The sequence below is a fragment of the Streptomyces hydrogenans genome (assembly GCF_014656075.1).
Lineage (GTDB): Bacteria > Actinomycetota > Actinomycetes > Streptomycetales > Streptomycetaceae > Streptomyces > Streptomyces hydrogenans.
In genome coordinates this window covers 17,388-42,013 of record NZ_BNBS01000072.1, presented here as the reverse complement: position 1 = coordinate 42,013, position 24,626 = coordinate 17,388, and the positions used below count along the sequence as shown (strand labels likewise).

General features: G+C 71.4%; 18 protein-coding genes and 3 pseudogenes. 13 read left to right on the top strand and 8 right to left on the bottom strand.

Annotated features, from left to right (window positions below; all coding sequences use genetic code 11):
• The 3 genes and pseudogenes from IE321_RS26520 to IE321_RS43235 form a co-directional block, all read left to right on the top strand.
• A partial coding sequence (locus IE321_RS26520; RefSeq protein WP_190224804.1) for an integrase core domain-containing protein occupies nt 1-302 on the top strand: 302 nt, incomplete at its 5' end.
• Between the two features lie 36 nt (nt 303-338).
• Complete coding sequence (locus IE321_RS26515; RefSeq protein ID WP_190224803.1) at nt 339-524, top strand: hypothetical protein; 186 nt, start codon at nt 339-341, stop codon at nt 522-524.
• Between the two features lie 60 nt (nt 525-584).
• A pseudogene (locus IE321_RS43235) lies at nt 585-695 on the top strand (IS5/IS1182 family transposase); the annotation flags it as partial.
• A gap of 21 nt (nt 696-716) precedes the next feature.
• On the opposite strand, the pseudogene IE321_RS26505 reads toward IE321_RS43235, so the two are convergent.
• The 3 genes and pseudogenes from IE321_RS26505 to IE321_RS26495 form a co-directional block, all read right to left on the bottom strand.
• A pseudogene (locus IE321_RS26505) lies at nt 717-1,316 on the bottom strand (transposase); the annotation flags it as partial.
• 83 nt (nt 1,317-1,399) lie between these two features.
• Nucleotides 1,400-4,165 carry a serine/threonine-protein kinase gene (locus IE321_RS26500; protein WP_190224802.1) on the bottom strand — a complete coding sequence of 922 codons (2,766 nt, stop codon included), beginning with the start codon at nt 4,163-4,165 and terminating at the stop codon, nt 1,400-1,402.
• A 336-nt stretch (nt 4,166-4,501) separates the two neighbouring features.
• Entirely contained in the window at nt 4,502-4,699 is a 198-nt protein-coding gene (locus IE321_RS26495) for a hypothetical protein (RefSeq protein ID WP_190224801.1), read from the bottom strand.
• Nucleotides 4,700-4,790: 91 nt separating this feature from the next.
• Here IE321_RS26495 and IE321_RS26490 point away from each other — a divergent pair, with 91 nt between their 5' ends.
• Both IE321_RS26490 and IE321_RS26485 read left to right on the top strand, forming a co-directional pair.
• Complete coding sequence (locus IE321_RS26490; RefSeq protein ID WP_190224800.1) at nt 4,791-7,664, top strand: SEL1-like repeat protein; 2,874 nt, start codon at nt 4,791-4,793, stop codon at nt 7,662-7,664.
• A gap of 107 nt (nt 7,665-7,771) precedes the next feature.
• Nucleotides 7,772-8,122 (top strand): annotated as a pseudogene (locus IE321_RS26485) (MBL fold metallo-hydrolase); the annotation flags it as partial.
• A gap of 163 nt (nt 8,123-8,285) precedes the next feature.
• Here IE321_RS26485 and IE321_RS26480 read toward each other — a convergent pair.
• Nucleotides 8,286-9,506, bottom strand: a complete 1,221-nt coding sequence (locus tag IE321_RS26480; protein WP_190224799.1) for a metallophosphoesterase — start codon at nt 9,504-9,506, stop codon at nt 8,286-8,288.
• A 230-nt stretch (nt 9,507-9,736) separates the two neighbouring features.
• Nucleotides 9,737-10,588: a LysR family transcriptional regulator gene (locus tag IE321_RS26475; RefSeq protein WP_190224798.1), complete on the bottom strand. Its 852-nt coding sequence runs from the start codon at nt 10,586-10,588 to the stop codon at nt 9,737-9,739.
• A gap of 95 nt (nt 10,589-10,683) precedes the next feature.
• Between IE321_RS26475 and IE321_RS26470 the strand changes: the two genes are divergently transcribed.
• Both IE321_RS26470 and IE321_RS26465 read left to right on the top strand, forming a co-directional pair.
• Nucleotides 10,684-11,415, top strand: a complete 732-nt coding sequence (locus tag IE321_RS26470; RefSeq protein ID WP_190224797.1) for an SDR family oxidoreductase — start codon at nt 10,684-10,686, stop codon at nt 11,413-11,415.
• Nucleotides 11,416-12,007: 592 nt separating this feature from the next.
• Nucleotides 12,008-12,478: an RICIN domain-containing protein gene (locus IE321_RS26465; protein WP_051842850.1), complete on the top strand. Its 471-nt coding sequence runs from the start codon at nt 12,008-12,010 to the stop codon at nt 12,476-12,478.
• A 76-nt stretch (nt 12,479-12,554) separates the two neighbouring features.
• Here IE321_RS26465 and IE321_RS26460 read toward each other — a convergent pair whose 3' ends face one another.
• The gene (locus IE321_RS26460; RefSeq protein WP_190224796.1) at nt 12,555-13,103 is read right to left on the bottom strand and encodes a hypothetical protein; all 549 of its coding nucleotides are present in this window, start codon (nt 13,101-13,103) and stop codon (nt 12,555-12,557) included.
• Nucleotides 13,104-13,408: 305 nt separating this feature from the next.
• Between IE321_RS26460 and IE321_RS26455 the strand changes: the two genes are divergently transcribed.
• The 3 genes from IE321_RS26455 (at nt 13,409) to IE321_RS26445 (ending at nt 17,357) form a co-directional block, all read left to right on the top strand.
• Entirely contained in the window at nt 13,409-14,386 is a 978-nt protein-coding gene (locus IE321_RS26455; protein WP_190224795.1) for an ROK family protein, read from the top strand.
• Nucleotides 14,387-15,033: 647 nt separating this feature from the next.
• Nucleotides 15,034-16,224, top strand: a complete 1,191-nt coding sequence (gene manA, locus IE321_RS26450; protein WP_190224794.1) for a mannose-6-phosphate isomerase, class I — start codon at nt 15,034-15,036, stop codon at nt 16,222-16,224.
• A gap of 527 nt (nt 16,225-16,751) precedes the next feature.
• A complete protein-coding gene (locus tag IE321_RS26445) occupies nt 16,752-17,357 on the top strand; it encodes a cadmium resistance transporter (RefSeq protein ID WP_190224793.1) in 606 nt (201 codons plus the stop codon).
• Nucleotides 17,358-17,584: 227 nt separating this feature from the next.
• Here the strand turns inward: IE321_RS26445 and IE321_RS26440 are convergent, their stop codons facing one another.
• Together IE321_RS26440 and IE321_RS26435 are read right to left on the bottom strand one after the other, a co-directional pair.
• Nucleotides 17,585-18,640, bottom strand: a complete 1,056-nt coding sequence (locus tag IE321_RS26440; RefSeq protein WP_043231415.1) for a LacI family DNA-binding transcriptional regulator — start codon at nt 18,638-18,640, stop codon at nt 17,585-17,587.
• Nucleotides 18,637-21,054 carry a glycoside hydrolase family 2 protein gene (locus tag IE321_RS26435; protein WP_190224792.1) on the bottom strand — a complete coding sequence of 806 codons (2,418 nt, stop codon included), beginning with the start codon at nt 21,052-21,054 and terminating at the stop codon, nt 18,637-18,639. Before IE321_RS26435 ends, IE321_RS26440 begins: the two co-directional genes overlap by 4 nt.
• Nucleotides 21,055-21,329: 275 nt before the next feature.
• Here IE321_RS26435 and IE321_RS26430 point away from each other — a divergent pair, with 275 nt between their 5' ends.
• The 3 genes from IE321_RS26430 to IE321_RS26420 all read left to right on the top strand — a co-directional run bounded on the left by IE321_RS26430 (nt 21,330) and on the right by IE321_RS26420 (nt 24,625).
• Nucleotides 21,330-22,655 (top strand): ABC transporter substrate-binding protein, encoded by a 1,326-nt coding sequence (locus IE321_RS26430; RefSeq protein WP_190224791.1) that lies wholly within the window; start codon nt 21,330-21,332, stop codon nt 22,653-22,655.
• A 120-nt stretch (nt 22,656-22,775) separates the two neighbouring features.
• Nucleotides 22,776-23,750, top strand: a complete 975-nt coding sequence (locus IE321_RS26425) for a carbohydrate ABC transporter permease (RefSeq protein WP_372470302.1) — start codon at nt 22,776-22,778, stop codon at nt 23,748-23,750.
• On the top strand, nt 23,747-24,625 hold the full coding sequence (locus tag IE321_RS26420) for a carbohydrate ABC transporter permease (protein ID WP_190224789.1): 879 nt from the start codon (nt 23,747-23,749) through the stop codon (nt 24,623-24,625). The genes IE321_RS26425 and IE321_RS26420 overlap by 4 nt, the downstream gene beginning before the upstream one ends.
• The last annotated feature ends 1 nt before the right edge of the window (nt 24,626 follow it).

Below are 24,626 nucleotides of genomic sequence, written 5' to 3'. Positions count from 1 at the left end.
ACAGAGGATCGCAATTTCGCTCCCGGAAACTCGTCCGGGCCCTCGGCCGCCACCAGATGGTCGGCTCCATAGGAAGAGTCGGGGCGGCCGGCGACAACGCGGCCATGGAGTCCTTCTTCAGCCTGCTGCAGAAGAACGTCCTCGACCGACGCACCTGGTCCACCCGCGAGGAACTGCGGATCGCGATCGTGACCTGGATCGAACGGACCTACCACCGACGCCGCAGACAAGCCGCCCTCGGCCGGCTGACCCCCGTCGAATACGAGACCGTCATGACCACACCGGCCCTACAGGCCGCGTGACTAAACCTGTCACCCAACGCTGCATCAGACCCTCTTGTGCATCCCAAGGAGACACAAGAGCCCGTCTACGGGGTCAAAGGACTGGTCACCGACGCCTGGCTCCTGACCCGCCACTACCTCGCGCTGTTGGTGCTCCGCTCGATCGGCTATCGCGGCTCCTACCAGGACCTCTCCAGGACCAACAGGTGGGTCGGTGAGACCGAGCCCGTCCCATGGGCGTGAGGTCGCAAGCCTTCAGGGGCCGACAGCGCTCTCTCCGGGCTTGGAGGCCCCTGCGGTCGTGGCTTCCGGCGTCTGCGCGTTCGCTGGGAACGACGCGACGACATCCACGAAGCCTTCCTCGGCCTCGCCACCTGCCTCATCACCCACCGACACGTCCAACGCCTTTGGTAGAGGTCGTTTTCGCCCGATTTTTCATCCCTTGATGGGGTGTTCTGTGGTGTTCTTCGGGTCGCGCCAGGAGATGGTGTTCTCGCTGGTGAGGCGGCGGGCCGTGAGGCCGGTCATCGCGAGGTGGATCATGGCTTCGGAGCGGGTGGGCAGGGTTTCGTAGTCGCGGGCCAGGCGCCGGTGGAGCATGAGCCAGCCGTAGGTCCTTTTCACCGTCCACCGCTTCGGGATCGGAGTGAAACCCCTGGTCCCGGGCTTGCGGGTGGTGATCTCCATGTTGATGCCGAGGGTGGCGGCATGCTCGACGAGGTGCTGTCGGTAGCCGCCGTCGACCCACACCTTGCGGACCCGGGGGTGGTCGGCGGCGACCTGGTCGAGCAGCGTGGTGCCGGCCACCGAGTCCTGCACGCCTGCCGCGGTGACCAGTACGGCGAGGAGGAGTCCGAGCGTGTCAGTGACGATGCTCCGCTTCCGACCGACGATCTTCTTGCCGGCATCGATGCCCTGGCTCGAGGCCGGAACGCTGGTGGAGGTCTTGACGCTCTGCGCGTCGATCACACACGCCGAAGGCTCGCCGTTCCGGCCCTCCTTCTCGCGCAGCAGTTGCCGCAGGAGGCCGTTGAGCAGTGCGGGGCCGGTCAGACCGATCAGTGTGTACAGGCAAGCGGCGATGGTCAGGGTGAGGGTCCGGCCGCGTGGGGGTGTGGTCAGTAGCCAATCGCCTGGTTGACGGCGTTGCGGATGGCCATGTCCACGGCGCGTTCGCCCGCGAGTTCGTAGTACGAGCGGGCGCTGTCGGGGTGGTCTCGCAGTACGCCGGCGACGATCCGGGCGGCTTGGCCGCGCAGTCTGCGCAGCCATTTGCGGTTCTCGATCTGCTGGTCGAACTCGTTGGAGGCCTCGTCCCAGGTGCACATGCCACGGGCGGCCTCTTCCAAGAGGTCCCACTGCTGGTCCTCGGCGGCGCGGCGGGCGACGCCGCGAAGCCAGGCGATGGCCCGCTTGCATTCGTTGTAGTGCGGCCAGCCGGTTCCGTCGCCCTGGACGTGCCCGGTCATTGCCTCCACCAGGGTGCGGGTCTGCTCGGGGTGGTCCAGCAGGAGCGGGGCAATCGTCTCCATGTCCAGGCCGGGCAGGACGTCCAGGTAGAGCTCGTAGTCGCCGTTGTGGTCGGCGACCAGGGCCAGCAGCCGGCGGGCGGCGTCGGTGTCCCCGTCCTGGGCGGCCGCCAGAAGTTGGTGGGCCCGTGCGACGGGCAGGCCGATCTGCGGTGTGGTCTCCTGCTCGACCAGGTCGAGGAAGTCGGCGATCGTCTGCGGCCGCTGTCGCGGGTCGCGGTAGGTGCACCTGCGGACGACACCTCGCCAGGGCCCGGGGGGCAGCAGCGGCACGTTCACCTCCGGGGTAAGGCCGGTGAGCAGCCAGCCGATGACCTTGCCCAGGCTGTAGATGTCGCTGGCGGGCGAGGCATTGTGCGGGTCGACAGACAGCTCGGGGGCGCCGAACTCGATGGTTCCGATCTTGGTGCCGGTGCGGTTGGGGTTGGTGGTCTGTCCGCGGGGACGGCGCACGATGCCCCAGTCTCCGAGGACCCAGCGGTCGTCGAGGAACAGGATGTTGGCGGGCTTGATGTCGCGGTGCAGGTAGTCCATGTGGTGGGCGTCGGCCAGGGCGGAGGCGACCGCGTCGACCAGGGCCCGCAGGGCGGTCGGGTCGCGCTGCAGCTCAGGCTGCAGGCGTTCGGCGGTGTTCTGGGCCATCGGCATGACGAACCACTCGGCGCGTGGGCTGAAGTCGAGGACCGGCATCACGTGGCGGTTGGTGCCGAGCTTCTGCGCCACCTCGATCTCGCGTAGCATCCGCGCGGTCAGGTTCTCGCGCAGCGAACGGGGCTTCTTGAAGGCGACAACGGTCCGGGTCGCCTTGTGCACGGCCTCGTGGACGATGCCCATGCCGCCGTTGCCGTCCGGCAGCGGGAACTTCTCCAGCGCGTAGTCGCTCCTGACGCCGGCGGCCAGGCGGCGCACCTCGGCGTAGGCGTCGGCGGACGGCGGCTCGGGGTCCGGGCCAGCCGACGAGGCGGCGGCCGCGTGACCGGTGACCTTTACCAGTACGGGGTGGACGGCGTCGGTGTCGTTCGTCGCCCGCACCCCCAGCAGGTACGCGGGGCCGCCTGCCGGGTTCTGAACGAGCCCGAGGACGTCGCCGAGCTGTACCTCGGCGACCGGGTCGCTGGTGCGGCCGGCCGTGTCGAGGGCGTGCAGTTCCACGCCGACGCCGGAGCCAGCCCGTCCTGCCGCCAGCACGGTGTCGCCGCCGCTGCGCGCGAGATGTCCCGGGTAGGACACCGGAGTGAGCATCCAGTCCTCACGTGTTCCGGCGCTGGTGCTGACGGCGAGGTCGACGACGGCGCTGTGTCCGCCGGCGGCGAGGAGGAAGCGACGCTCGCCGAGCCAGGCGGCCGAGCGGACCGCCGCGTCGAAGTCGAGGGCGAAGCGCTGCTGGTCGCCCACCTGCTCGTCGAGCCGCGTGAGCGCCAGGGTCGAGCCGGTTCGGGTGCCGAGCGTCGCTCCGGACCCGGACAGGACCCACACGCTGGAGTCGGGGCCGAGCAGCAGGCTGGCGTTCGCCTCGAATCCGCCGCCGACCGCCCGCAGCTCGCCGTCGCGCCATCTCACCACGGCCGGCCCGCACAGCACCCACACCGAGCCGTCCGCCGGCACCGCCGCATCGCCGTGGACGCCGGGCAGGGGCAGCCGCCATCTGGTCCCGCCCCGCTGCAGGTCCACTTCCGCGACACCCACCTCGGTGGTGATCAGCGCGCGCTCGGCGGACTCCCAGGCCATCCCGGACGGGCGCACCGGCCAGTACTCGCCGGTCAGGACGACGCAGAGGTCGATCCCCTCCGGCGTCCGGGACGGCACGCTCGACGTTCCGGACGGGCGGGCCGCCAGGGCCAGCACGGGGGCAGGCTCTGCGGGCTCGTGCAGCAGGAGCTCGTGCAGCGGGGTGTGCGGTGGCCGTGGCGGCCGGAAGGCCGAGCGGATCAAGGCGGTGAGCGGGGCGAGGTCGCAGACGGCGGCCTCGAGATGGTTCCGGTCCAGGAGGACGCCCTGCGTCCGCAGGACGGCGCTGACCTCGGCTCCGATCTCCTGGCCTGCGGCCCTCGCGCAAATCAGGACCCATCGCACTCCCGCCCCGAGTTCTCGCTCTCGGGCGGTCACCGCGACGCGGGCCGCGGTCGCTGCCTCCTCTCCCACTGCGGTCGTTACCGTGATCGCGTAGTCGCGTCCGTCGAGCTCGAAGAACACGGCCGGCTCGTAGGGCGAGCGGTAGACGAGCGTCGCATCGGGATCGGTACGCCGGATCAGCGCCGCCACCACGTCGACCAGGAGCCGGTGGCGGTCCGCCTCCGGCAGCTCGTCGCTGTGGACCTGGCCGTACTCGGCCAGCAGTTCCCGTACCTCTTGCATCGTCCCGCCCGTGCGTCGTGCCTGCCCGGGCGCCGTGCCCGCCGGGCGATTGTCCCGTACGACCCGGACTCGACGAGCGGGGACAGCCAAATCAGCGGACGCCCGGTTCCGTTGGGCCCGGAGCGGGTCTGTCAATCGAACGGTGTAACGAGGGTGGTTGGGGTTACTGACGGGCTGCGGAGAGCCGGCCGTCGAAGGTGATGTCGAAGGCGTTCAGGGCAGTTCTCAGCGCAGGGTCCAGCGGGTTTGAAATGGGGTCGACGCCGGTCCGCATCCGGGCCGCGTAGGGGTGGCCGTCGACCGTGAAGACCGACGGCACACGGCGGCGGCCGGGTTTCACAGCACCACGGACAGCGCTGCGGTGATTGCGGCCGCGAGCGTCAGCGTGCCGGCGAAGGCAACGGCGGCCCGGGTCAAAGCAGCAGGGTACGAGGCGCCATCAAGACGGGCGAGTTTGCCCGCGCCGACAGCAGTCAGCAGGGCAAGGATAAGGACCAGTGCGGTGACGAGCAGCACGACGAAAAGGCTGGACATGAGCGCAGCTCCCGGAGAACGGAGGGGCATTGACGTGTCCGAAGGTCGCGGAGGAGATGTTCGCCGTGGTTCAGGCGGTGGATGATGAACAATGTCGAACAAGCGGGGCGAAGGGACACGGCGGGTGGGGGACAGAAGTCGAGAGCGCGATGCCGCGCTCGCCGAGATGCGCAGGCGTCTGGCCAATGGCTTGGCGCGCGCTCGCCTGACGAAGGTTCAGCTTGCGGCCCGGACAGGGCTGGGACGCACTACGGTCCAGCAAGCATTCAACGCCAACGCACCGGTGCCCTCGGCCGACACAGTCGCGGCTCTCGCCCTGGCCCTGGATCTGCCGCTAACCGAGCTGTTGGACCTGCGCCGCACGGCTGCCGGGGAAACGCGTGAGCCTCAGGAGCCGGGCCATGCGCTGGGCAAACCGATCCGGGACTGGAATCCGCACGACCTTGAAGTCCACCCGGCCGGTCCCGAAACGGATGACCGCCACGTGCCCGCGCTCTCCGGCTACGTCTCTCGTGCCCACGACCGGATGTTGGCAGGCGCCGTCAACGCGGCCATGAACGGCCACAGCCGGATGATGGTGCTCGTCGGCGCGTCCTCGACGGGCAAGACCCGAGCGTGTTGGGAGGCTGTGCAGCCCCTGGCGGCGAAGGAGTGGCAGCTGTGGCATCCGTTCAACCCGACGCGGGCGGAAGCTGCGCGTGATGCGCTTGCCCAGGTGGGGCCGAGGACGGTCGTGTGGCTGAACGAGGCCCAGCATTATCTTGGCGACCCCACCCAGGGCGAGCCGATTGCGGCCGCCGTCCACGCGCTGCTCACCACCCCCGAGCGCGGGCCGGTTCTCGTACTGGGAACACTGTGGCCGGAGCACGCGCGCCGGTACACGGCTCCGCAAGCCCCCGGATCGCCGGACCCGCACAGTCAAGTGCGGGAGATTCTCGCCGGCCGACTGGTCACGGTCCCGGACTCCTTCGACGAAAAGGCGCTCAAGGACGCGAGTAAACTTGCGGAGGCAGGGGATTCTCTGCTGGCCGACTCGCTCACCCGATCACGCAACAGTGGGCGGGTGGCCCAGGACCTTGCCGGCGCCCCGGAACTCCTCCATCGCTATCGGACCGCAAGCCCCGGTGCCAAGGCCGTGCTGGAGGCAGCTATGGACGCCCGTCGCCTTGGCGTCGGCCTCCACTTGCCGCAGAAGTTCCTGACCGACGCCGCGATCGACTATCTCAGCGACGACGATTACGACTCGATTCAACAACTGGCTGGCTGGGAACAACAGGCGTTCTCTGAACTCGCGGAGCCGGTTCACGGCAAGCATGCGCCACTGCGCCCTGCGGCGTCCCGCCCGAAGAGTCGTCCGCCCGGCAGCCGACGCACTCTGCCTGTAGAGGAGGAAGCTGGGCAGGCCTTACGCCTCGCTGACTACCTTGAACAGCACGGCCTGAAGACTCGACACCGCTTGTGCCCGCCTGCCTCGTTTTGGAATGCGGCCCACACTCACATTTCCCGCACCGATGACTTGATGAGCCTGTCCAAGGCCGCAAAAGACCGATACCGACTCGAATGGGGCCATCACTTGCATCAACGCGCCATCAATTCCGAGTCTCCCGTTTCTGAAATACGCGGCGACAACAGCGAGCTTCCCGAAGAGGAAAATACCAACGACGCCTCGGACGTTCTCTTCGCATCCGGAATCGCCCGAAGCAAGTCCGGGGATGCGTCAGGCGCCGAGCAACTCTTTCAGCAGGCTGCCGATGCAGGGCACATCAGGTCTTTGGGGGTTCTGGCGCTCCTAAAAGAGGAAGCGGGACAGCATCAGGTCGCCGTGACTCTGGCACGCCGGGCCGCGGAAGCCGGGTATCCCAAACCTCTGCGCTTGCTGGCAAAGCGGCGGGACAAAGCAGGCGACCGGACAGGAGCCGAGGCCCTCGCGCGACAGCTCGCCGAAGCTGGCCATCCCGGGGCACTGTGGTTGATGGTGGAACAGCGCGAGAGGAATGGGGAGAGTGCGAACGCCGACGCCCTGGTGCAACAACTTGCCGACGCCGGATACGTGGATGCGCCGCGCCTACTGGATGAGCAGCGGGCGGACTTGGACGAATCGGCGAGTGCCGAGGCCCTCGCCCAGGCCGGCGCCGACGACGATCAGCGAGCCGACGGTTCCCACCCGAACACGGTGCCTGCTCAACAGGCCGTCGAAGAGGGCCGCCCTGTATCCCCGTGCAGCCAGGCAGTGTTGCGGTTGCGGGCCGGGGACACGAAGGGCGCCGAAGATCTCCTCCGGCTAGCCGTAGATGCTGGGGACGCCGACGCCCTGTGGGTCCTGGTCCTCTTGCAGGAACGGTCGGGCAACCACCTGAGCGCAGAGGAACTGGCACGACAAAGTGCCGCAGCCGGCCGCCCCCAAACCTTGTGCAACTTGGCGGTGTTGAGGGCGAAAGCGGGGGACGTCGCAAGCGCCGAGATCCTTTTCCGCCAGGCTGCCGACGCCGGATACCCCTACGCCCTGCGTGATCTTGCGCGGTGGCTGGACGAGACCGGGGACCGAGCTGGTGCAGAGGCCGTCTCTCGGCGGGCCACCGAAGTCGTTGGCTCACCTGACGGTCTGCGTGCCCTGGCTCGGTGGCGAGAGTGGAACGGCGACGAGAAGCGTGCTGTGTCGATGTACCGCAAGGCCGCAGAAGCCGGTGACAGCTACGCCTTGATGGACCATGCGGCATTGTGCGAGAAGGCGGGCCGGCACAGCGAAGCCGCTGAGCTGTACCGTGCGGCAGCCGACGCCGGGAGTGCCGAGGCTCTGCGCGTCCTCATTTCGCGCCAGGAAGCACAGGGGAACTCGCAGGACGTGGAAGCGCTCTACCGCGAGGTAGCAGACACCGGCCGCTCATGGCTCTTCCGCCTGGAGCTCGAGGCGCGGTGGCCCCATGGACTGGACGCGGATGGGATCCCCAGCGAATCCTGGAAGTGACTGCGTCCCCGGCACGTACCGGGGGCGAGCAGGGTGATCTCGCTAGGGGTGAAGACGCGGAGTGGCGGGCTTTTGGGCTTCTGTTGACTCCAAGAATCAAGAACGGCTTTTGGCCCGACATCCACATGACCCCCGAGGAGGGCGTCCGCGCCCACCTCGACCTCCAGGGCGGCGGCCCGGCCGGCGTGCTGCTGCCGATCCACTGGGGCACCTTCAACCTCGCCCCGCACCCGTGGGCGGAGCCCGGCGAGTGGACGCGCGACGCCGCGGCGGCGGCCGGCCAGGCGGTGGCGCTGCCCCGCCCCGGCCAGCCGTTCGAACCCGCGGGGAAGCTCCCCGTGGACGCCTGGTGGCAGGGGGTGTCCCGGCCCCTCGCCCACCCGTGGCGCCGCCCGGAGCCGGCGCAGCCCTTGGCCGAGACACCCGAGCACGATCTCGACCTGGCCGGCGACCGGTGACGTCGGGCGAGGACCGCGGGGTGCGCGTGACGGACCGCCCGTCCCGGAGGGAGCCTTCGTAGGGCGTCGGTGCCGCGGCGGCGGGCACCGGCTCCTCCGCTCTCTCCGGGGCGCGGGTCCTACGGCCCGCTCCGTCCCGTCGGACGGTCCGGCCCGTTCCGCGCTACGGGCAGGTGGGCGGCTGCGGGGAGCGGAGGACGAGCAGGGTGATCTCGCTGGGGGCGAAGACGCGGAACGGCGGGCCCCAGAAACCGGTGCCGCGGCTGGTGTAGAGCAGGGTGCGCACGCCGTGGCGGCTCAGGCCGGCGAGGGCGGGCTGGTCGATGCGGACCAGGTGGTGGAAGGGCCAGATCTGGCCGCCGTGGGTGTGGCCGGAGAGCTGGAGGTCGATGCCGGCGGCCGCCGCCTGATCGACGAACTTGGGCTGGTGCGCCAGGAGCAGCACGGGCAGGTCGGGGTCGGTGCCGTTCAGGGCTCCGGCGAGGTGGGCGCGGTGGCCCGCGAGACCGGAGGACTCGGCGGTGACGTCGTCCACGCCGGCGACCACGAGGGTGTCGCCTCCGTTTTCGAGCAGCAGGTGGCGGTTGCGGAGCGGCTGCCAGCCCAGCTCGTCCATCAGGTCGACCCAGCCCTGGGCCTCGCTGTAGTACTCGTGGTTGCCGGTGACGTACACCCGGGCCCGGGTCGCCCGCACGGTACCGAGCGGTGCGGCCTGGGCGCGGCGGCGTTCGGCCGTGCCGTCCGCGATGTCACCGGTGTGGCAGACCAGATCGGCCTCCAAGGCGTTCACCGTCTCGCACACCCGTGCCGACCAGCGGGCTCGGTCCAGCGGGCCGTAGTGGGTGTCGGTGACGAGGACGACGCGGAAGCCGTCCAGGCCGGGACCCAGCCGTGGGAGTCGCACCTCGACCCGGCGCACGCGGGGCACGCGGCGCGCCTCGGCGTACCCCCAGCCGAGCAGCACGGCGGTGACGCCGAGGACGGCCCAGGCGACGATCCGGGCCCGGTCCTGGCTCTCGCCGACGCCGGCCGCCGTCAGGACGAGCCGCAGGACGACGCCGAGCAGGACGGACCAGGTGAACAGGACCCAGCTCGCGCCCAGCAGGGTGTCGCCGATGATCGCCGCCCGGTCCTGCTGACGCCGTCCGTGGCCGCGCGCCATCGCGAACGGCATCCCGACGAGCCCGAGGACGAACAGGGCGGTGCCGAGCAGGGTGGCGGGCAGCGGCCAGTTCTGGCCGCCGTACAGGAGCACCCAGCAGGGCACGGCGAACAGGAGGACCGGGGCGATCAGGGGGACGTAACGCATCAGGCGCTGCAGCCGGCTCTGCCGCCGCGCGTCCGCTGGGTCCTCGACGGGATGGGTGTCGCTGGTGTCGGTCACGCTTGCCTCCCCGACCGGGCCGCTGTCTCGCGCACTGTATCCGGTCGTCTCGCGACGGGTCGGACGGGCGTTCACGGGAGTGCGCCCAGGGCGGGGGAGCGCAACGGTGGAGCGGTACGCGCCGACGGGCCATGGGGCCTTTGGTGACTTCGAGCATCGAGAACGGCGTAGGGCCCGGCATCCACGTCACCCCCGGTGCGGCAGACCTACGGGAACCCGGCGCGGCGGATCTACGGGAGTCGGGTCGCCGTGCGGACGAGGTCGGCGACGGCTCGGGACCGGCTGTGCGGGGGCCAGGCGATCACGGTGGTGACGGGCGGCGCGTCCAGCACGGGCACGGCGGCCAGGTCGCCGTGCAGGCGGGTCCGGGAGGAGGCCGGGGAGACCGCGCAGGCCCGGCCGAGCGCCACGAGCTGCAGCAACTGCGCGTGGTCGCGGACCCGCGGCCCGGGGCCGGGCGGGTAGGTGCCGTCGGGGTCGGGCCAGCGGGGCAGGGGCAGGCCCGGCAGCCCGGCGAGGTCGGCCATCGACACGTGGGCCCGGGCGGTGAGCGGATGGCCGGCGGGCAGGACCGCCACCTGGCCCTCCGTGCCGAGCTCCTCGGTGTGCAGCCCGGCCGTCGAGTCGAACGGCCGGTGCAGCAGCGCCACATCGGCCCGGCCCTCGCGCAGGAGCCGCGCCTGCTCGGCCGGGCCGCACAGGATGACGTCGACGGGGACCGCGCCGGGTTCGGCGGCGTACGCGTCGAGGAGCCGCGCCAGCAGGTCGCTGGACGCGCCGGCCTTGGTGACCAGGACGACGCCGGGTCGGCCGGCCGCGGCAAGGGCGGCGCGGCGGGTACGGCGCTCGGCGGCGTCGACCGCGTCCAGGGCCGCCGGGCCCTCGGCCAGCAGCACCGAGCCGGCCGCGGTCAGCGCGACGACGCGGCCGCTCCGGTCCAACAGCGTGGCCCCGAGGCGGCGTTCGAGCTGACGGATCGCCCGCGACAGCGGCGGCTGCGCGATCCCGAGGCGCTGCGCGGCCCGCCCGAAGTGCAACTCCTCGGCGACGGCGACGAAGTAGCGCAGTTCCCGGGTCTCCATCCGGCCACGCTACTCCGGATCGATACCCCAGAGGTATCGGCGCCCACCCAACCGGTCTTGGACGCCCGGCGGCGTCCGGCGGCAGCATGATCCGCATGACGGAACGAACGATCGCGCTGGTCACCGGCGCGAACAAGGGGATCGGCCACGAGATCGCCGCGGGCCTGGGCGCCCTCGGCTGGAGCGTCGGCGTCGGCGCCCGCGACGCCCGGCGCCGGGAGGACGCGGTGGAGAAGCTGCGGGCCGCCGGCGTCGACGCGTTCGGCGTACCGCTGGACGTGACCGACGACGCGAGCGTGGCCGCCGCCGCCCGCCTGGTCGAGGAGCGGGCCGGGCGCCTCGACGTCCTCGTCAACAACGCCGCCGTCGCGGGCGACATGCCTCAGGAGCCCACTCTCACCGACCCCGCCACGGTCCGCGCGGTCGTGGAGACCAACGTGATCGGCGTCATCCGCGTCACCAACGCGATGCTGCCGCTGCTGAGGCGCTCCGCCGCGCCGAGGATCGTGAACATGTCCAGCAGCGTCGGCTCCCTCGCCCGGCAGTCGGCCCCTGACGCCGAGCGGACGGCGGGCCCGGTGGCGGTGGCGTACGCGCCCTCGAAGACGTTCCTGAACGCCGTCACCCTCCAGTACGCCCGCGAACTGAGCGGCACGAAGGTCCTGATCAACGCGGGCTGCCCCGGCTACGTCGCGACCGACCTCAACGGCTTCCGCGGCGTGCGCACCCCCGGACAGGGCGCGGCGATCGCCATCAGGCTGGCCACCCTCCCCGACGACGGCCCGACCGGCGGGTTCTTCGACGACGCGGGCACCGTGCCCTGGTGACGTCGGAGTGCGCGGGCCTCGCTTCCTCGGTGCCGGGTGGCCGGGGGCCGAGCCACCGGGGGAGGCGGGCGCGTGCGGCGCGCCGGTGCGAACCAAGCCGTGACCGGGGTGGTGGCCGCACATCGCAGAGGCGGCCGATCGGCCAGGAGGCCGACCGGAGCACGAGGGACTGGGGGCGTGGATGTGGGCGCGGGTGTCGTCGAAGGCGTTGCCGCCGGGGGAGCGGTTCGACTGGTTCGAGGAGCTCCTCTCCCGGGAGGTGATCCCCACCGACCTGCGGACGGTGCCCGCCGGGACTCCTTCCCGGCGGGCACCGCCGTGTTCCCGTCGTGGTGCTCAAGGGCGGCACACGTACGGACACGTCGGGGCCGGCGGCGTCTCCCGGCCGGGAAGGGTCCCCCGCGGAGGGAGAACGGAACGCGGCGACCGAGCACGACCACCCCACCCGGGCCCGCTGTCACTCCGGATGGTTCCGGGTGCCCCGCCCCCTCCCTCGGCTCCTAGCTTGTGTCCCAGCCAGTCCCACGGACACGTGCGGACGGCCTGCGCACACCCACGGACACGCACGGACGCGAAGGAGACGACGGATCACATGCGCGCCGCGACAACGCTTCTGCTCGGCGGGGCCCTTGCCCTCGCCTCCCTCACCCCGGCGACCGGCGCCCTGGCCGCCACCTCCGGCTCCGCCGGCCCGGCCGGGACGTACGACGCCGTCCAGTCCTTCCGGAACCAGTCCACGAACCGGTGCATGGACGACACCACCAACGGCTTCCGCACCTGGAGCTGCAACGGCTCGAATCCGCAGCTGTGGAACGTGCGCGTCTGGGGCGACGGGACGCGCGAGTTGAGGAACATCAACACCGGCCGCTGCATCGAGGACACCGACAGCGGCTTCCGCACCGCGGTCTGCAACGCCGGCCAGGAGCAGAGCTGGTGGATCACGGTCTGGAACGACGGCACCGTCCGCTTCAAGAACCAGCACACCTCGCGCTGCATCGACGACAGCTCCCTGGGCTTCCGCACCTGGGCGTGCAACAGCCTTCCGTACCAGAGCTGGTTCTGACCCCGCCCGGGGCGACGGGCGTCGAGGGGGCAGGCAGGGGGCGCGGTCGCCGAGGAGGGAGGCGGACGCGCTCCGGCTACGGCGTGTGCACGGTGTCGTCGCAGCCGGGATGAACGCGCCGGGGGTTCTGGTGGGCGATGGCGTCCTTCCAGCGCTTCCGCGCGGCGTCGAGCCGCGCACCGTCGGCACCGGTGGCGAAGAACGCCCAGCGACCCGGGGCCACCGAGCCGTCCTCGGCATGCGCGTCGGGAACGCCGAGGACGTACCGGTGCCCGGGGACGAGCGGCTGCTGCTCGACCTCGGGGCGCGCCGCGTCCCCTGGGGTCTGGTCGATGGGCAGGGTCTCGGGCAGGGAGCCCTTCAGCACCTCCTCGACCTCGACCCGTACGGTGACCCGCAGCTCGCCGTCACCGCCCCGGGTGGGCCCGGACCGCTCCCCTGCGGTCACCACGGCCACGTGGTCGGCGATGCCGGCCTTGTCCCGATCGGTGTCCGTGATCGGCACGCAGACGGCCGAGACGGTGACGTCGCCGTCCTGGAGGACGATGGCGGCAGTGGTCGCGGACGCGGCGAGCACGAGGGCCCCGGCGAGCGCGAACCGTACGCGCGGCGGACAGGTCGTCATCTGCGTCTCCTTCAAGGGGCCGAGGGCAGGACGGTACGGGCACCCCGGAGGCCGGCCGGGCCCAGGAGGGGCCGATGTCACCCGCTCAGGGCCCGGCGCGAAGGAGCGGACGGGGCGGACGGGGCGCCGTCGAGGGGCGCGCACCCAGGGGCACGCCCCTCGATGCCGGGACGGAACGGGTGTCCGAAGGAGCCGACCTGTCGCCGGCTGGGGCTTAACCGGGTCCGTTCATCGCTGGACAACGTTGTCATCGCTCGGCAGAGTGGTGTCCCGCACGGTTCGGAAGTTCTGGAGAGGCTGGGTGGATGGTGTACGGAGCGCTGGACATCGGTGGTACGAAGATCGCCGGGGCGCTGGTCGACGCCGAGGGGCGCGTGGTGGCGCGGGCGCAGCGGCCCACGCCCGCGCGGGAGTCCGCCGAGGTGATGATGGCGGCGGTCACCTCGGTCGTGGACGAGCTGGCCGCCCGTCCCGAGTGGGCCTCGCTGTCCTGCCTGGGGATCGGGAGCGCCGGGCCCGTCCACACCTTCGCCGGCACGGTGAGCCCCGTGAACATCCCGGCCTGGCGTTCGTTCCCCCTGGTCGATCGGGTGCGGAGCCATCCCGCCGTCCCGGTGGGCGTCGAGCCGGTGCTCGTCGGCGACGCGGTCGCGATGGCGGCGGCGGAACACTGGATCGGCGCGGCGAAGGGCGTGGCGAACGTCCTGTGCATGGTCGTCTCGACCGGGGTCGGGGGCGGCCTGGTCCTGGGCGGCTCCGTGCACGCCGGAACGACCGGGAACGCCGGCCACATCGGGCACATCACCGTCGACCAGAACGGCCCCCTGTGCCCCTGCGGCGCCCTGGGCTGCGTCGAGCGCTACGCCAGCGGCACGGCGATCGCGGCCCACGCCCTGGAATCCGGGTGGGCGCCTCCGGCCGGCCTGCCCGCCACGGCTCGCGAGGTCGAGCTGTCCGCCCGTGCCGGTGACCCGAGGGCGCTCGCCGCGTTCGACCGGGCCGGTCGCGCCCTGGCCGCCGCCATCGCGGCGACCGCCGCGCTCGTCGAACTCGACCTGGTCGTGGTCGGAGGCGGCGTCTCCCAGGCCGGCGAGACGCTGTTCGCGCCGCTGCGGCGCCATCTGGAGTCGTACGCCGTCCTCGACTTCACCCGTGGCGTCCCGGTCGTGCCCGCCGCGCTGGCCCTCGACGCGGGGCTGATCGGCGCGGCCGCCGCCGGCGCCGCCGCCTCCGGGCTGATCCGCGAGGGGACGGGTGCGAGGGGACGGGCGGCCACCACCTGACGTCCGCTGTCCGCCGGACGCGAGCGCGACACGTTCCTCGTGCCCGAACCCGAGACGTCACGTCGGGCTTCGCTCGGGTGCGGGGGCTCTTCCCGTGCCCGTCCGGGCGTCCGTCCTGCGGTGGGTGCGGGTGGAGCCTCCTCTCGTACCCGTCCGTGCGTCCGTTCTTCCGGCGGGTCCGGGCGGGGGAGGTCCTCGTGCCGGCCTCTGCCGTCCTCGGGCTCCGACGGGCAGTCGGCGGGAGCCTCGCCTTGTGTCCGCCCCTGACGCGTCGGGCCCGGGGCGGAGCCGTCCCGCCGTGCCCGCCTCCGGTGTCAGGCCTTCGCCTGGATGTCGGCGGGGGCTTCCCCTCGTGTCCGACCCGGCACGTCCGGCCTGAGCCGGATCCGCGGCGGAGGCGTCCCCACGTGCCTGCCGTCCGCCCTTCGGCGGACGCCGGCTGGAGCCCCCTCCACGTGCCCGGCCTTTTTCGTCCGACCCGCGCCGGATCCGCGGCGAAGCCGTTGTTCGCCGCCCGCCCCTGACGTCCCTCCTCCGCCAGACATGGGCGGGGGCCTTCCTCGTACCCGAAGGCGCACGACGCGTGAGCCTCCAGGACCGCCACCGCCCGCCCCTCCCCTTCGTCGCACACACTCCGGGAAGCGAACATGGACCTCCTCCGCACCACAGTCCAGTCCTACGACTGGGGCTCCCGCACCCTGTTGCCGGAACTCCTGGGTGTGCCGCCCACCGGCAGCCCCCAGGCGGAGCTGTGGATGGGCGCCCATCCGGCGGCGCCTTCCCGGATTTCGAGAGGTGGCGTCCTGGCGCCGCTGGACCGGGTCATCGCCGAGGATCCGGAGAGGGAGCTCGGGGCCGTCACCGCGCGCAGGTTCGGGGCTCGACTTCCGTTCCTGCTCAAGCTTCTGGCGGCCGAGGCGCCGCTCTCCCTCCAGGTGCATCCCGACCTCGCCCAGGCGCAGGCCGGCTTCGCCCGGGAGAACGCGCTGGGTGTGCCCCTGGACGCGGCCCACCGGAACTACCGCGACGACCAGCACAAACCGGAGATGATCGTCGCCCTCACGCCGTTCCGGGGGCTGTGCGGCTTTCGGGGTGCGGCGGGCACCGCCGACCTGCTCGACTCCCTGGACGTGCCCGCTCTGCGGCCGTACGTCGAGAGCCTGCGGGCCGGGCCCGAGCGGCAGGCCCTCGCGGAGGTGTTCCGGGCCTTCCTCCGGCCGCCTGAGGGGCTGCTCGACGCCGTCGTCCGCGCGTTGGCGGTGGCGGCGAAGGGGGCGGCCGAGGCGCGCGTCGTCGCCTACGACCGCATGGCGCAGGCTCATCCGGGCGACGCCGGGCTGCTGTCCGCCCTGATGCTCCGGTACGTCGAACTGAACCCCGGGGAGGCGCTGTTCCTCGGCGCCGGAGTTCCGCACGCGTACCTCTCCGGGCTCGGCGTGGAGGTCATGGCGAGTTCCGACAATGTCCTGCGGTGCGGGTTGACCTCCAAGCACGTCGACGTGGAGGAGCTGACGAGGGTCGTCCGTTTCGACGCTCCGCCGGCCCGGGTCCTGGCTCCCAGGGAGGAGGCGGGCGAGGAGGTGTATCCGGCACCGGTGGACGACTTCCGCCTGTCGCGGTACGTCCTCCGGGCCGGGGTGCCCCCGTGGCGCGCGACGCTGGACGCCCCGCAGATCCTCCTGTGCACCGCGGGGGCCCTGACCCTCGCCTCCTCCGGGAAGTCCCTCGCCATCCGTCCCGGCCAGGCCGTGTACGTGCCCGCGGGCGCCGGGGTCGGAGTGGAAGGCGCCGGGACGGCCTTCCGGGCCACGACGGGCACCGCCGAGCGTCTCGGGTGACGGGGGGAGCGTGAGGGGTGAAGAGGGGGAGTGCAGTCCGCCGATAACTTAACCGGTTATGTTTGAACCCTTGTTATCGATCGGCACGCCCTCTACCCTCAACTCGGCTTTCAGGAATCCGCAGGAGAATGCGTTGATCCGTCAAGACGGCGTCCTGAACCGTTCCTTCGGTTAATCCCCACCACCCGGAATCGAGCCGCAGCGGATCTCCGGGCAGTGGGACCCGGCGCAGGTCCGACCGCCACGCGTGGGCCCGCCCGCCTCGGTGTCCGTCACCGTGCAGGATGCCGAGCAGGGTCCGATGGCTTCCGCGCCGGGTAAGGGCGCCAAGTCCACCTCCTCAACAGGGACTTCGTTCTCCGTGGCGTCGAGCGCCCCGACCTCGCCACCGACGGCATCCGTCGCAGCTCCCGGGGGTCGGCGTCCACCGACGCGGCGGCAGCGCGGGGCGAGGGCCCCGTGCGGGAGGTGCGGGTGCGCGGTAGCGTCGCCGGGATCATCCGTACCGCACCAGAGGGCGCCTACTCGTGGACCTGGGCATCATCGGGCAGGCCGCAGGGCTGTTCGCCGTCACCAACATCGACGACATCCTGATCCTGGCGCTGTTCTTCTCCCAGGGCGCCGGGGACCCGGGCTCCGCACGGCGCGTCGTCCTGGGCCAGTACCTGGGCTTCGCCGCGATCCTGGCCGTGGCGGTGGCCGCCGCCTTCGGGGCCACCTTCCTGCCCGCCTCGGTCCTTCCCTACCTCGGCCTGCTGCCCCTCGCGCTCGGCCTCAAGGCCGCCTGGCAGGCATGGAAGGACCACCGCGACGGCGGTCCCGAAGACGAGGAGGCGCGGACCGAGGACGGCGGCCCCGGCCCGCTGGAGGTCGCAGCGGTCACCTTCGCCAACGGCGGCGACAACATCGGCGTCTACGTACCCGTCTTCGCCACCGCCGGCGCCGGCGGGATGGCCGTCTACGCGGTGGTGTTCCTCGTCCTGGTCGCGGTGTGGTGCTTCGCCGGACGGTTCTTCGCCACCCGCCCCGTCGTCGCCCGGGCCCTCGCCCGCTGGGGCCACATCCTGCTGCCCCTGGTCCTCATCGCCGTCGGCCTCCTCATCCTCGTCGAAGGCGGCGCCTTCGGCCTGTGAGCCGGCCGGGCTCCGTCCCGGGTCGGCGGGGCCCCGCCAAGGGCTGACCCACGTGCCGCACCCGACGGACGCAATGGATCAGGGCGCCGCCTACCCTGCGGAAAGCCCTCTGCGGAAAGCCCCTGCGGAAAGCCCCTGCGGAAAGCCCCTGCGGGAAGCCCCTGCGGGAAGCCCCTGCGGGGAGGCCCCCTGCGGGGAGGCCCCCCAACCCCGTCCCCCGACCCCGCCTACACCCGCCCCGGCGACCCCGGCGGCCCCGTCGACCCCCGTGGGGTCAGGGACGGGGTGGGGACCTGGTGGGTGCCGGTGCGGGTGCCCTCGATCACGTCGAAGAGGGTTCGGGCGACCTCCTCGCCGAAGTGGTGGACGTCGTGGCTCATCGCCGACAGCGGTGGGTGGGTCAGGCGGCACAGCTGGGAGTCGTCCCAGGCCAGCAGGGAGAGGTCGTCGGGGACCGAGAGGCCCATCTCCGCCGCCACGGCCGCCCCGGCCACGGCCATGATGTCGTTGTCGTACACGATGGCCGTCGGACGGTCCGGGGACATGAGGAGGCCGCGGGTGGCCCGGGCGCCCTCCTCCCCGACGAAGCCGGTCGCCACCTGCCGGCCTCCGTCCAGGCCCAGTTCGGCCATGGTCGCCTCGAAGGCGGCGGCGCGGATGCCGCTGTGGCCGAGGCCGGAGGGACCGCCGACGCGGGCGATGCGCCGGTGTCCGAGCGCCGCCAGGTAGCGCACCGCCTCCGCGGCCGCCGAGGCGTCGTCCGTCCACACCGAGGGGAACCCGCCGGTCAGCGACGGGTGTCCGACGGCCACCACGGGCATGCCGAGGGCCCTCAGGGGCGGGATCCGCGGGTCGTCCCGGTGGAAGTCGACCAGGATCGCCCCGCCGACGGTCCTGCCGCGCCACCACTCCTGGTAGAGGGCGGTCTCCTCGTCCAGGTCGCGGACGAGCCGGAGGAGGAGGGAGCAGGAGCGTTCGGCGAGGACGTCCTCGATGCCGGAGATGAACTCCATGTAGAAGGGTTCGAGGCCGAGGAGGCGGGCGGGCCGGCAGATCGCCAGGCCGACGATGCCGGCCCGCCGGCCGGAGAGGTTGCGCGCGGTCTGGTTCGGGCTCCAGCCGAGTTCCCCGGCCGCCGCGAAGATGCGCTCCCGGGTCGTGGGTGACACCCCCGGACGGTTGTTGAAGGCGAGGGACACCGCCCCCTTGGACACCCCGGCCAGCGCGGCCACGTCGTTGATCGTGACCCGCCGGCCGGGGACGCGCGAGGCTGGGGCGCTCACGCCGCTCCCACGCTGAACAGGGCCGCCCGTACGTCCTCCGGGTCGCCGCCCGCCCAGCCGCGCACCGCGATCCGGACCTCCTCGCCCGGCAGGAGGGTGACCAGGCCGCGGTCGGCGCGGGCGCCCGGGGCCAGCCGGTCCGCCTGGAGCAGCAGGTCCCGTACGAGGGTGCGGGCGGTGACGGTCACGACCGAGTCGCCGTCGCCGGACGGTTCGACCCGGACGTCGTACGCGGCCGCCGGGTACGCGAACTCCTTCTCGCACACCGGCAGGTGGACCGACCGGAGGCCGTCCGCATCGGCGACAAGCAGTTCCTTGCCGGAGTCGGCCGCCGGCAGGAGGGACGCCGGGACGACCATCCGCACCACCGTCCGGGCCGCCGCCTCCAGCTCCAGCGCGGCCTCCTTCAGCACGGTGCCGTCGGCGGCGACGCGGCGCAGGGTGACGGTGGTGCGCCAGGTCGTGCCGGACTGGTTGTCGAGGGCCAGCACCGGGCCCTCCTCCGCGGGGACGAGGCCGAGGAGGCGGTCGGCGTAGACGCGGCGCAGTTCGTGGTAGAGGGGCTTGAGGTGTCCGTCGCCGTCGATGGCCGCCCAACTGCTCACCGGCCAGCAGTCGTTGAGCTGCCAGACGACGGTGCCGGCGCAGACCGGCCAGTGGGAGCGCCAGTGTTCGATGCCGGCGGCGACGGCGCGGGCCTGGACGACCTGGGCGAGGTAGTGCCAGCGGTCGAAGTCGCCGTCGGGGAGGCCGAAGTGGCGCTCGATGCCGCGGTTCAGCTTGCCGTTGCCGTCCTCGGCCTTCTGGTGGTGCAGCATCCCGGGGGAGTCGGGGGCGAGGTCCTCGCCGGGCAGGGCGCGCCGCAGGGTGCTGATCGCGGGCGGGGCCTGCCAGCCGAACTCGGCGCAGAAGCGGGGCACGTCGGCGCGGTATTCGGCGTAGTCCTGCCGGTTCCAGACCTCCCACGAGTGGTGGGTGCCGTGCCGGGGGTCGTTGGGGTGGTGGTCCCAGGAGCCGGACCAGGGGCTGCCGGCGGTGTAGGGGCGGGTGGGGTCGAGTTCGGCGACGATCCGGGGGAGGATCCCGAGGTAGTAGCCCTCGCCCCAGGAGTCGCCGGCGAGCGGCTCCTCCCAGTCCCAGTCGCGGAAGCCCCACAGGTTCTCGTTGTTGCCGTTCCAGAGCACAAGGCTGGCGTGCGGCATCAGGCGGACAACGTTGTCGCGCGCCTCGGCCTCCACCTCTCCGCGCAGCGGCTGCTCCTCGGGGTAGGCGGCGCAGGCGAAGAGGAAGTCCTGCCAGACCATGAGGCCCAGCTCGTCGCAGACGTCGTAGAAGGCGTCGTCCTCGTAGATCCCGCCGCCCCAGATCCTGACCAGGTCGACGTTGGCGTCGGCGGCCTGGGTGAGGCGGGCGCGGTAGCGCTCGGGCGTGACCCGGGAGGGCAGGACGTCGTCGGGGATCCAGTTGACGCCGCGGGCGAAGATCCGCACGCCGTTGACGACGAAGGTGAAGCCGGTGCCGTGGGCGTCCTCGGAGCGGTCGACGGTGACGGTACGGAAGCCGATCCGCCGCGACCAGGAGTCGAGCGGCGTGCCGTCCTCGTCCAGGAGCTCGACGTCGAGGGCGTACAGCGGCTGGGAACCGTACCCGCGCGGCCACCACGGCTCCGGCTCGGGCACCTCCAGGCGCAGTGCGGTCTCCCCGTCCTCGAAGACCGTCTCGGCGGCGGCGCCGGCCACCGTCGCGCGGATCATCAGCGGGCGGCCCGCGCCGCTCTCGGTGCGGGTGGTCCTGATCCGGAGGTCGACCCGTCCGGTGGTGCCGTCGACGGTGACCAGCGGGCGGACCTCGGCGAGCCGGGCGACCGACCAGCGCTCGATCCGCACCGGGCGCCACATGCCGGCGGTGACCACGGTGGGCCCCCAGTCCCAGCCGAAGGAGCAGGCCATCTTGCGGATGTACTGGAACGGTTCGGGATAGACGTTGGGCCGGTCGCCGGTGAGCGCCCGGACCCGCTCGGCCTCGTCGTACGCGGAGTCGAAGCGCACCTCCAACGGCCCCGACCGGCCCGTGACGTCGAAGCGGTGGACGCGGTGCATGTTCCGCGTCGTACCGAGCGACTCCCCGCCGACGAAGACCTCCGCGGCGGTGTCCAGACCCTCGAAGACCAGCTCGGAGCGCTCGTGGCCGCCGCCGGCGGCGTGACCGGCGTCATCGGCGTCGAGTTCCCTCACGTACGACCACGCCCGGCGCCCGACCCAGGCGGTCCCGGTCTCGTTCAGCCCGAGGAACGGGTCCGGTATCACCCCGGCGGCGAGCAGATCGGTGTGGACACAGCCGGGCACCTGCGCCGGGAGAAGTGCGCCCTCGTGGCGCAGGCTCCACCCTTCGTGCAGCTGGGTGACGTCCTTCATGATGTGCGGCTCCAATCGCCTGGCGGTGGGCGGGATGCGGGTACGGGCCGACAAGTTAGCCCCCTCTTTACTTAACTGTCCATGAACCGGTGAAGCCAAGTCTCACGCGGTGCGGGGAACAGGGCATCTGCGGGGCCCGGGAAGGGGAACGGCAGCCCGTCCCGGTAACGATTAAGCATCACGCGGGAAATCAGCACTTTACCGGTTCACGACTGGCTGACATAGTGCCGTCATCCCACCGATGACCTGAGCCGTGACTTTGAAGGAGTTGGGCCATGGGGAACAAGAAGACGACCGCGCTCTCGGGCGCTGTGCTGGCCGGCGTGATGCTCGCGCTGTCGGCGTGCGGCGGCGGGGGCGGCGGTGCCACCGGGGAGGTGGCCGCTCCTCCGGCGGACCCGAAGGAGGTGTCCGGCGAGATCAAGGTCCTGACCCAGCGCACCGACCTGGTGCAGAACGGGACCCTCCGGAGGTACGCGGCCGAGTTCAACAAGACCTACCCGAAGGTCAAGGTCACGTTCGACGGCATCACCGACTACGAGGGCGAGGTGAAGATCCGCATGAACACCCGCGAGTACGGTGACGTGCTCTTCATCCCCGGTGCCGTGGCCAAGAACGACTACCCCACGTTCTTCGCCCCCCTCGGCACCACCGCCGAACTGTCGAAGTACCGCTTCAGCGACAAGACCGAGGTGGACGGGAAGGTCTACGGCATCGCCCAGTTCGGCACCGCCAACGGCTTCGTCTACAACAAGAGGCTGTGGGAGCGGGCGGGCGTCACCGCCTGGCCGAAGACGACGGAGGAGTTCCTGGCCGGCCTGGAGGCGGTCAAGGAGAAGACCGGCGCCACTCCGTACTACACCAACTTCAAGGACGGCTGGCCGCTGGTCCAGTGGACCAACAACCTCGGTGTCGTCGGCTGCGACGCCCAGGCGGGCAACGCCCTCGCGGGCGCGGTCTCGCCGTGGAAGCCGGGGAGCGAGCTGAACGCCACCGACGGGCTGCTGTACGAGATCGTGAAGCGGGGCCTGTCGGAGAAGGACCCGACCACCACCAACTGGGAGACGTCCAAGGCGCTCCTCGGCGAGGGCAGGATCGCCACGATGATGCTGGGCTCCTGGTCGATCACGCAGATGCAGGACGCGGCGAAGCGGGCCGGCGGCTCGGCGGACGACATCGGCTTCATGCCCTTCCCGGTCCAGAAGGACGGCAAGCACTGCGCGGCCCTGGTCTCCGACTACCAGCAGGCCGTCAGCGTCCACTCGCACAACAAGCCGGCCGCGCGTGCCTGGGTGGACTGGTTCACCGAGAAGTCCGGCTTCGCGGAGAAGGAGGGCGTCGTGTCCGCGGTCAAGTCCGCCCCCATGCCCGCCACTCTCAAGGACTTCGTTGACAACGATGTCACCTTCTTCGACCGCTCCGAGGCGAAGACCGCGGCGGTCAATGACATCGACGAGGCGGCCGAGATCGGCCTGAACAAGCAGGACTACCGCCAGAAGCTGATCGACACGGCCCGCGGGGTCGCGAAGGGCAGCCTGGACGACTTCTTCGCCGACCTGGACAAGAGGTGGGACGAGGCGGCGAAGACCGCCGGCAGCTGACACCGGCGGAGTGGGCCCCGGCCGTACGACACCGGCCGGGGCCCCCTGGACCTTCCGCACCGGCGGACACGAAAGGCCGACATGACCCAGACCACCGACACCGCACCCGAGGGCCCCGCCATGACAGGGCGATCCAGCACGGACGAGAAGACAGGAACGGGCCACGGCCGTCCGCGTCCACCGGGGCGCCGACGCGGCCCCACCACCGCACGGGCCCGGTCCTGGCGCGACGCCCCGCTGCGGCGGATCACGCCCTGGCTCTTCCTGGCGGTCCCGCTCGCCCTGCTGATCACGTTCACCTACGTGCCGGTCGCGAGCATGATCTCGTACAGCTTCACCGACTGGGACGGCGTGAGCCCGCGCCGCGAGAACGTGGGGTTCGACAACTACGTCCGGATCTTCACCCGGCCCGAGCTCTTCCGGGTGTTCTTCGTCAGCGGCTACTACCTCGCGGCGTCCGTGGTGCAGATCGTGGTCGCGCTGTACTTCGCGGTGATCCTCAGCTTCAACCTGCGGTTCCGGAACTTCTTCAAGGGGATCCTGTTCTTCCCCTACCTGATCAACGGCGTCGCGATCGGCTTCGTGTTCCTGTACTTCTTCCAGGACGGCGGCACCCTCGACTCGGTGCTCGCCTGGCTGGGCGTGTCCACCGACCACCCCTGGCTGGGCGACCCGACCTCCGCGAACGTCTCCCTCGCCGGCGTCTCCGTCTGGCGCTTCACCGGACTGAACTTCGTCCTCTTCCTCGGCGCGATCCAGTCCATCCCGGGCGAGCTGTACGAGGCGGCGGAGCTGGACGGGGCGGGGAAGTGGAAGCAGTTCCGGCACATCATCGCGCCCAGCATCAAACCGGTGATCAGCCTGAGCGTCATCCTGGCGATCTCCGGCTCGCTGTCGGTCTTCGAGATCCCCTACATCATGACCGGCGGCGCGACCGGCACCCAGACCTTCGTCATCCAGACGGTCAAGCTCGCGTTCCAGTTCAACAAGACCGGCCTGGCCTCGGCCGCGGCCGTGGTGCTGCTCCTGATCATCCTGCTGGTCACCTGGATCCAGCGCCGGCTCGTGCCCGACGACAAGGTGGACCTCGTATGACCTCCCCCGACCTCACCACCGCCACTGTGAAGGGGCCCCGCGCCACCCGCCGCCGGCTGCCCGTGGGGAACGCACTGGCCTACCTGTCGCTGCTCGTGGCGTCCGCGGTCGTCCTGATCCCGCTGGTGGTCGTCTTCCTGACCTCGCTCAAGACCTCGGAGGAGGTCGGCGACGGCAGCGCGCTCTCCCTGCCGGGGAACTGGTTCAACGTCGACAACTACGTCACGGCGTTCCACGACGGCAAGATGCTGACGGCCTTCGGGAACACCGCCTTCATCCTGGTCTTCTCGATCGGCGGCACGGTGGTCATCGGCTCGATGACCGCCTACGCCGTCGACCGCTTCGACTTCCGCGGCAAGAAGCTCGTCATGGCCGGCTTCCTCGTCGCCACGCTCGTGCCCAGTGTCACCACCCAGGTGGCGACCTTCCAGGTGATCAACGGCTTCGGCCTGATCGACACCCGCTGGGCGCCGATCCTGCTCTACATGGGCACCGACATCGTCTCGGTCTACATCTTCCTGCAGTTCATCCGCGGCATCCCGGTCTCCCTCGACGAGGCGGCCCGGCTCGACGGGGCCAACGCCTTCACGATCTACCGGAAGATCATCTTCCCGCTGCTCAAGCCCGCCGTCGCCACCGTCGTCATCATCAAGGGGATCACCACCTACAACGACTTCTACATCCCCTTCCTCTACATGCACTCCGAGGACCTGGGCACGATCTCCACCGCGCTCTTCCGCTTCAAGGGCCCCTTCGGAGCCCACTGGGAGGCCATCTCGGCCGGCGCGATCCTCGTCATCGTCCCGACGCTGATCGTCTTCCTGCTGCTCCAGCGGTGGATCTACAACGGCTTCGCCCAGGGAGCCACCAAGTAGG

Excerpts from the sequence above, each read along its gene's own strand:
- IE321_RS26500 (WP_190224802.1), bottom strand. The coding sequence starts at position 4,165 with ATGCAAGAGGTACGGGAACTGCTGGCCGAGTACGGCCAGGTCCACAGC.
- IE321_RS26465 (WP_051842850.1), top strand. The coding sequence starts at position 12,008 with ATGCGCGCCGCGACAACGCTTCTGCTCGGCGGGGCCCTTGCCCTCGCC.
- IE321_RS26430 (WP_190224791.1), top strand. The coding sequence starts at position 21,330 with ATGGGGAACAAGAAGACGACCGCGCTCTCGGGCGCTGTGCTGGCCGGC.
- IE321_RS26460 (WP_190224796.1), bottom strand. The coding sequence starts at position 13,103 with ATGACGACCTGTCCGCCGCGCGTACGGTTCGCGCTCGCCGGGGCCCTC.
- IE321_RS26470 (WP_190224797.1), top strand. The coding sequence starts at position 10,684 with ATGACGGAACGAACGATCGCGCTGGTCACCGGCGCGAACAAGGGGATC.
- IE321_RS26475 (WP_190224798.1), bottom strand. The coding sequence starts at position 10,588 with ATGGAGACCCGGGAACTGCGCTACTTCGTCGCCGTCGCCGAGGAGTTG.
- IE321_RS26490 (WP_190224800.1), top strand. The coding sequence starts at position 4,791 with ATGTCGAACAAGCGGGGCGAAGGGACACGGCGGGTGGGGGACAGAAGT.
- IE321_RS26420 (WP_190224789.1), top strand. The coding sequence starts at position 23,747 with ATGACCTCCCCCGACCTCACCACCGCCACTGTGAAGGGGCCCCGCGCC.
- IE321_RS26425 (WP_372470302.1), top strand. The coding sequence starts at position 22,776 with ATGACAGGGCGATCCAGCACGGACGAGAAGACAGGAACGGGCCACGGC.
- IE321_RS26435 (WP_190224792.1), bottom strand. The coding sequence starts at position 21,054 with ATGAAGGACGTCACCCAGCTGCACGAAGGGTGGAGCCTGCGCCACGAG.
- IE321_RS26455 (WP_190224795.1), top strand. The coding sequence starts at position 13,409 with ATGGTGTACGGAGCGCTGGACATCGGTGGTACGAAGATCGCCGGGGCG.
- manA (WP_190224794.1), top strand. The coding sequence starts at position 15,034 with ATGGACCTCCTCCGCACCACAGTCCAGTCCTACGACTGGGGCTCCCGC.
- IE321_RS26495 (WP_190224801.1), bottom strand. The coding sequence starts at position 4,699 with ATGTCCAGCCTTTTCGTCGTGCTGCTCGTCACCGCACTGGTCCTTATC.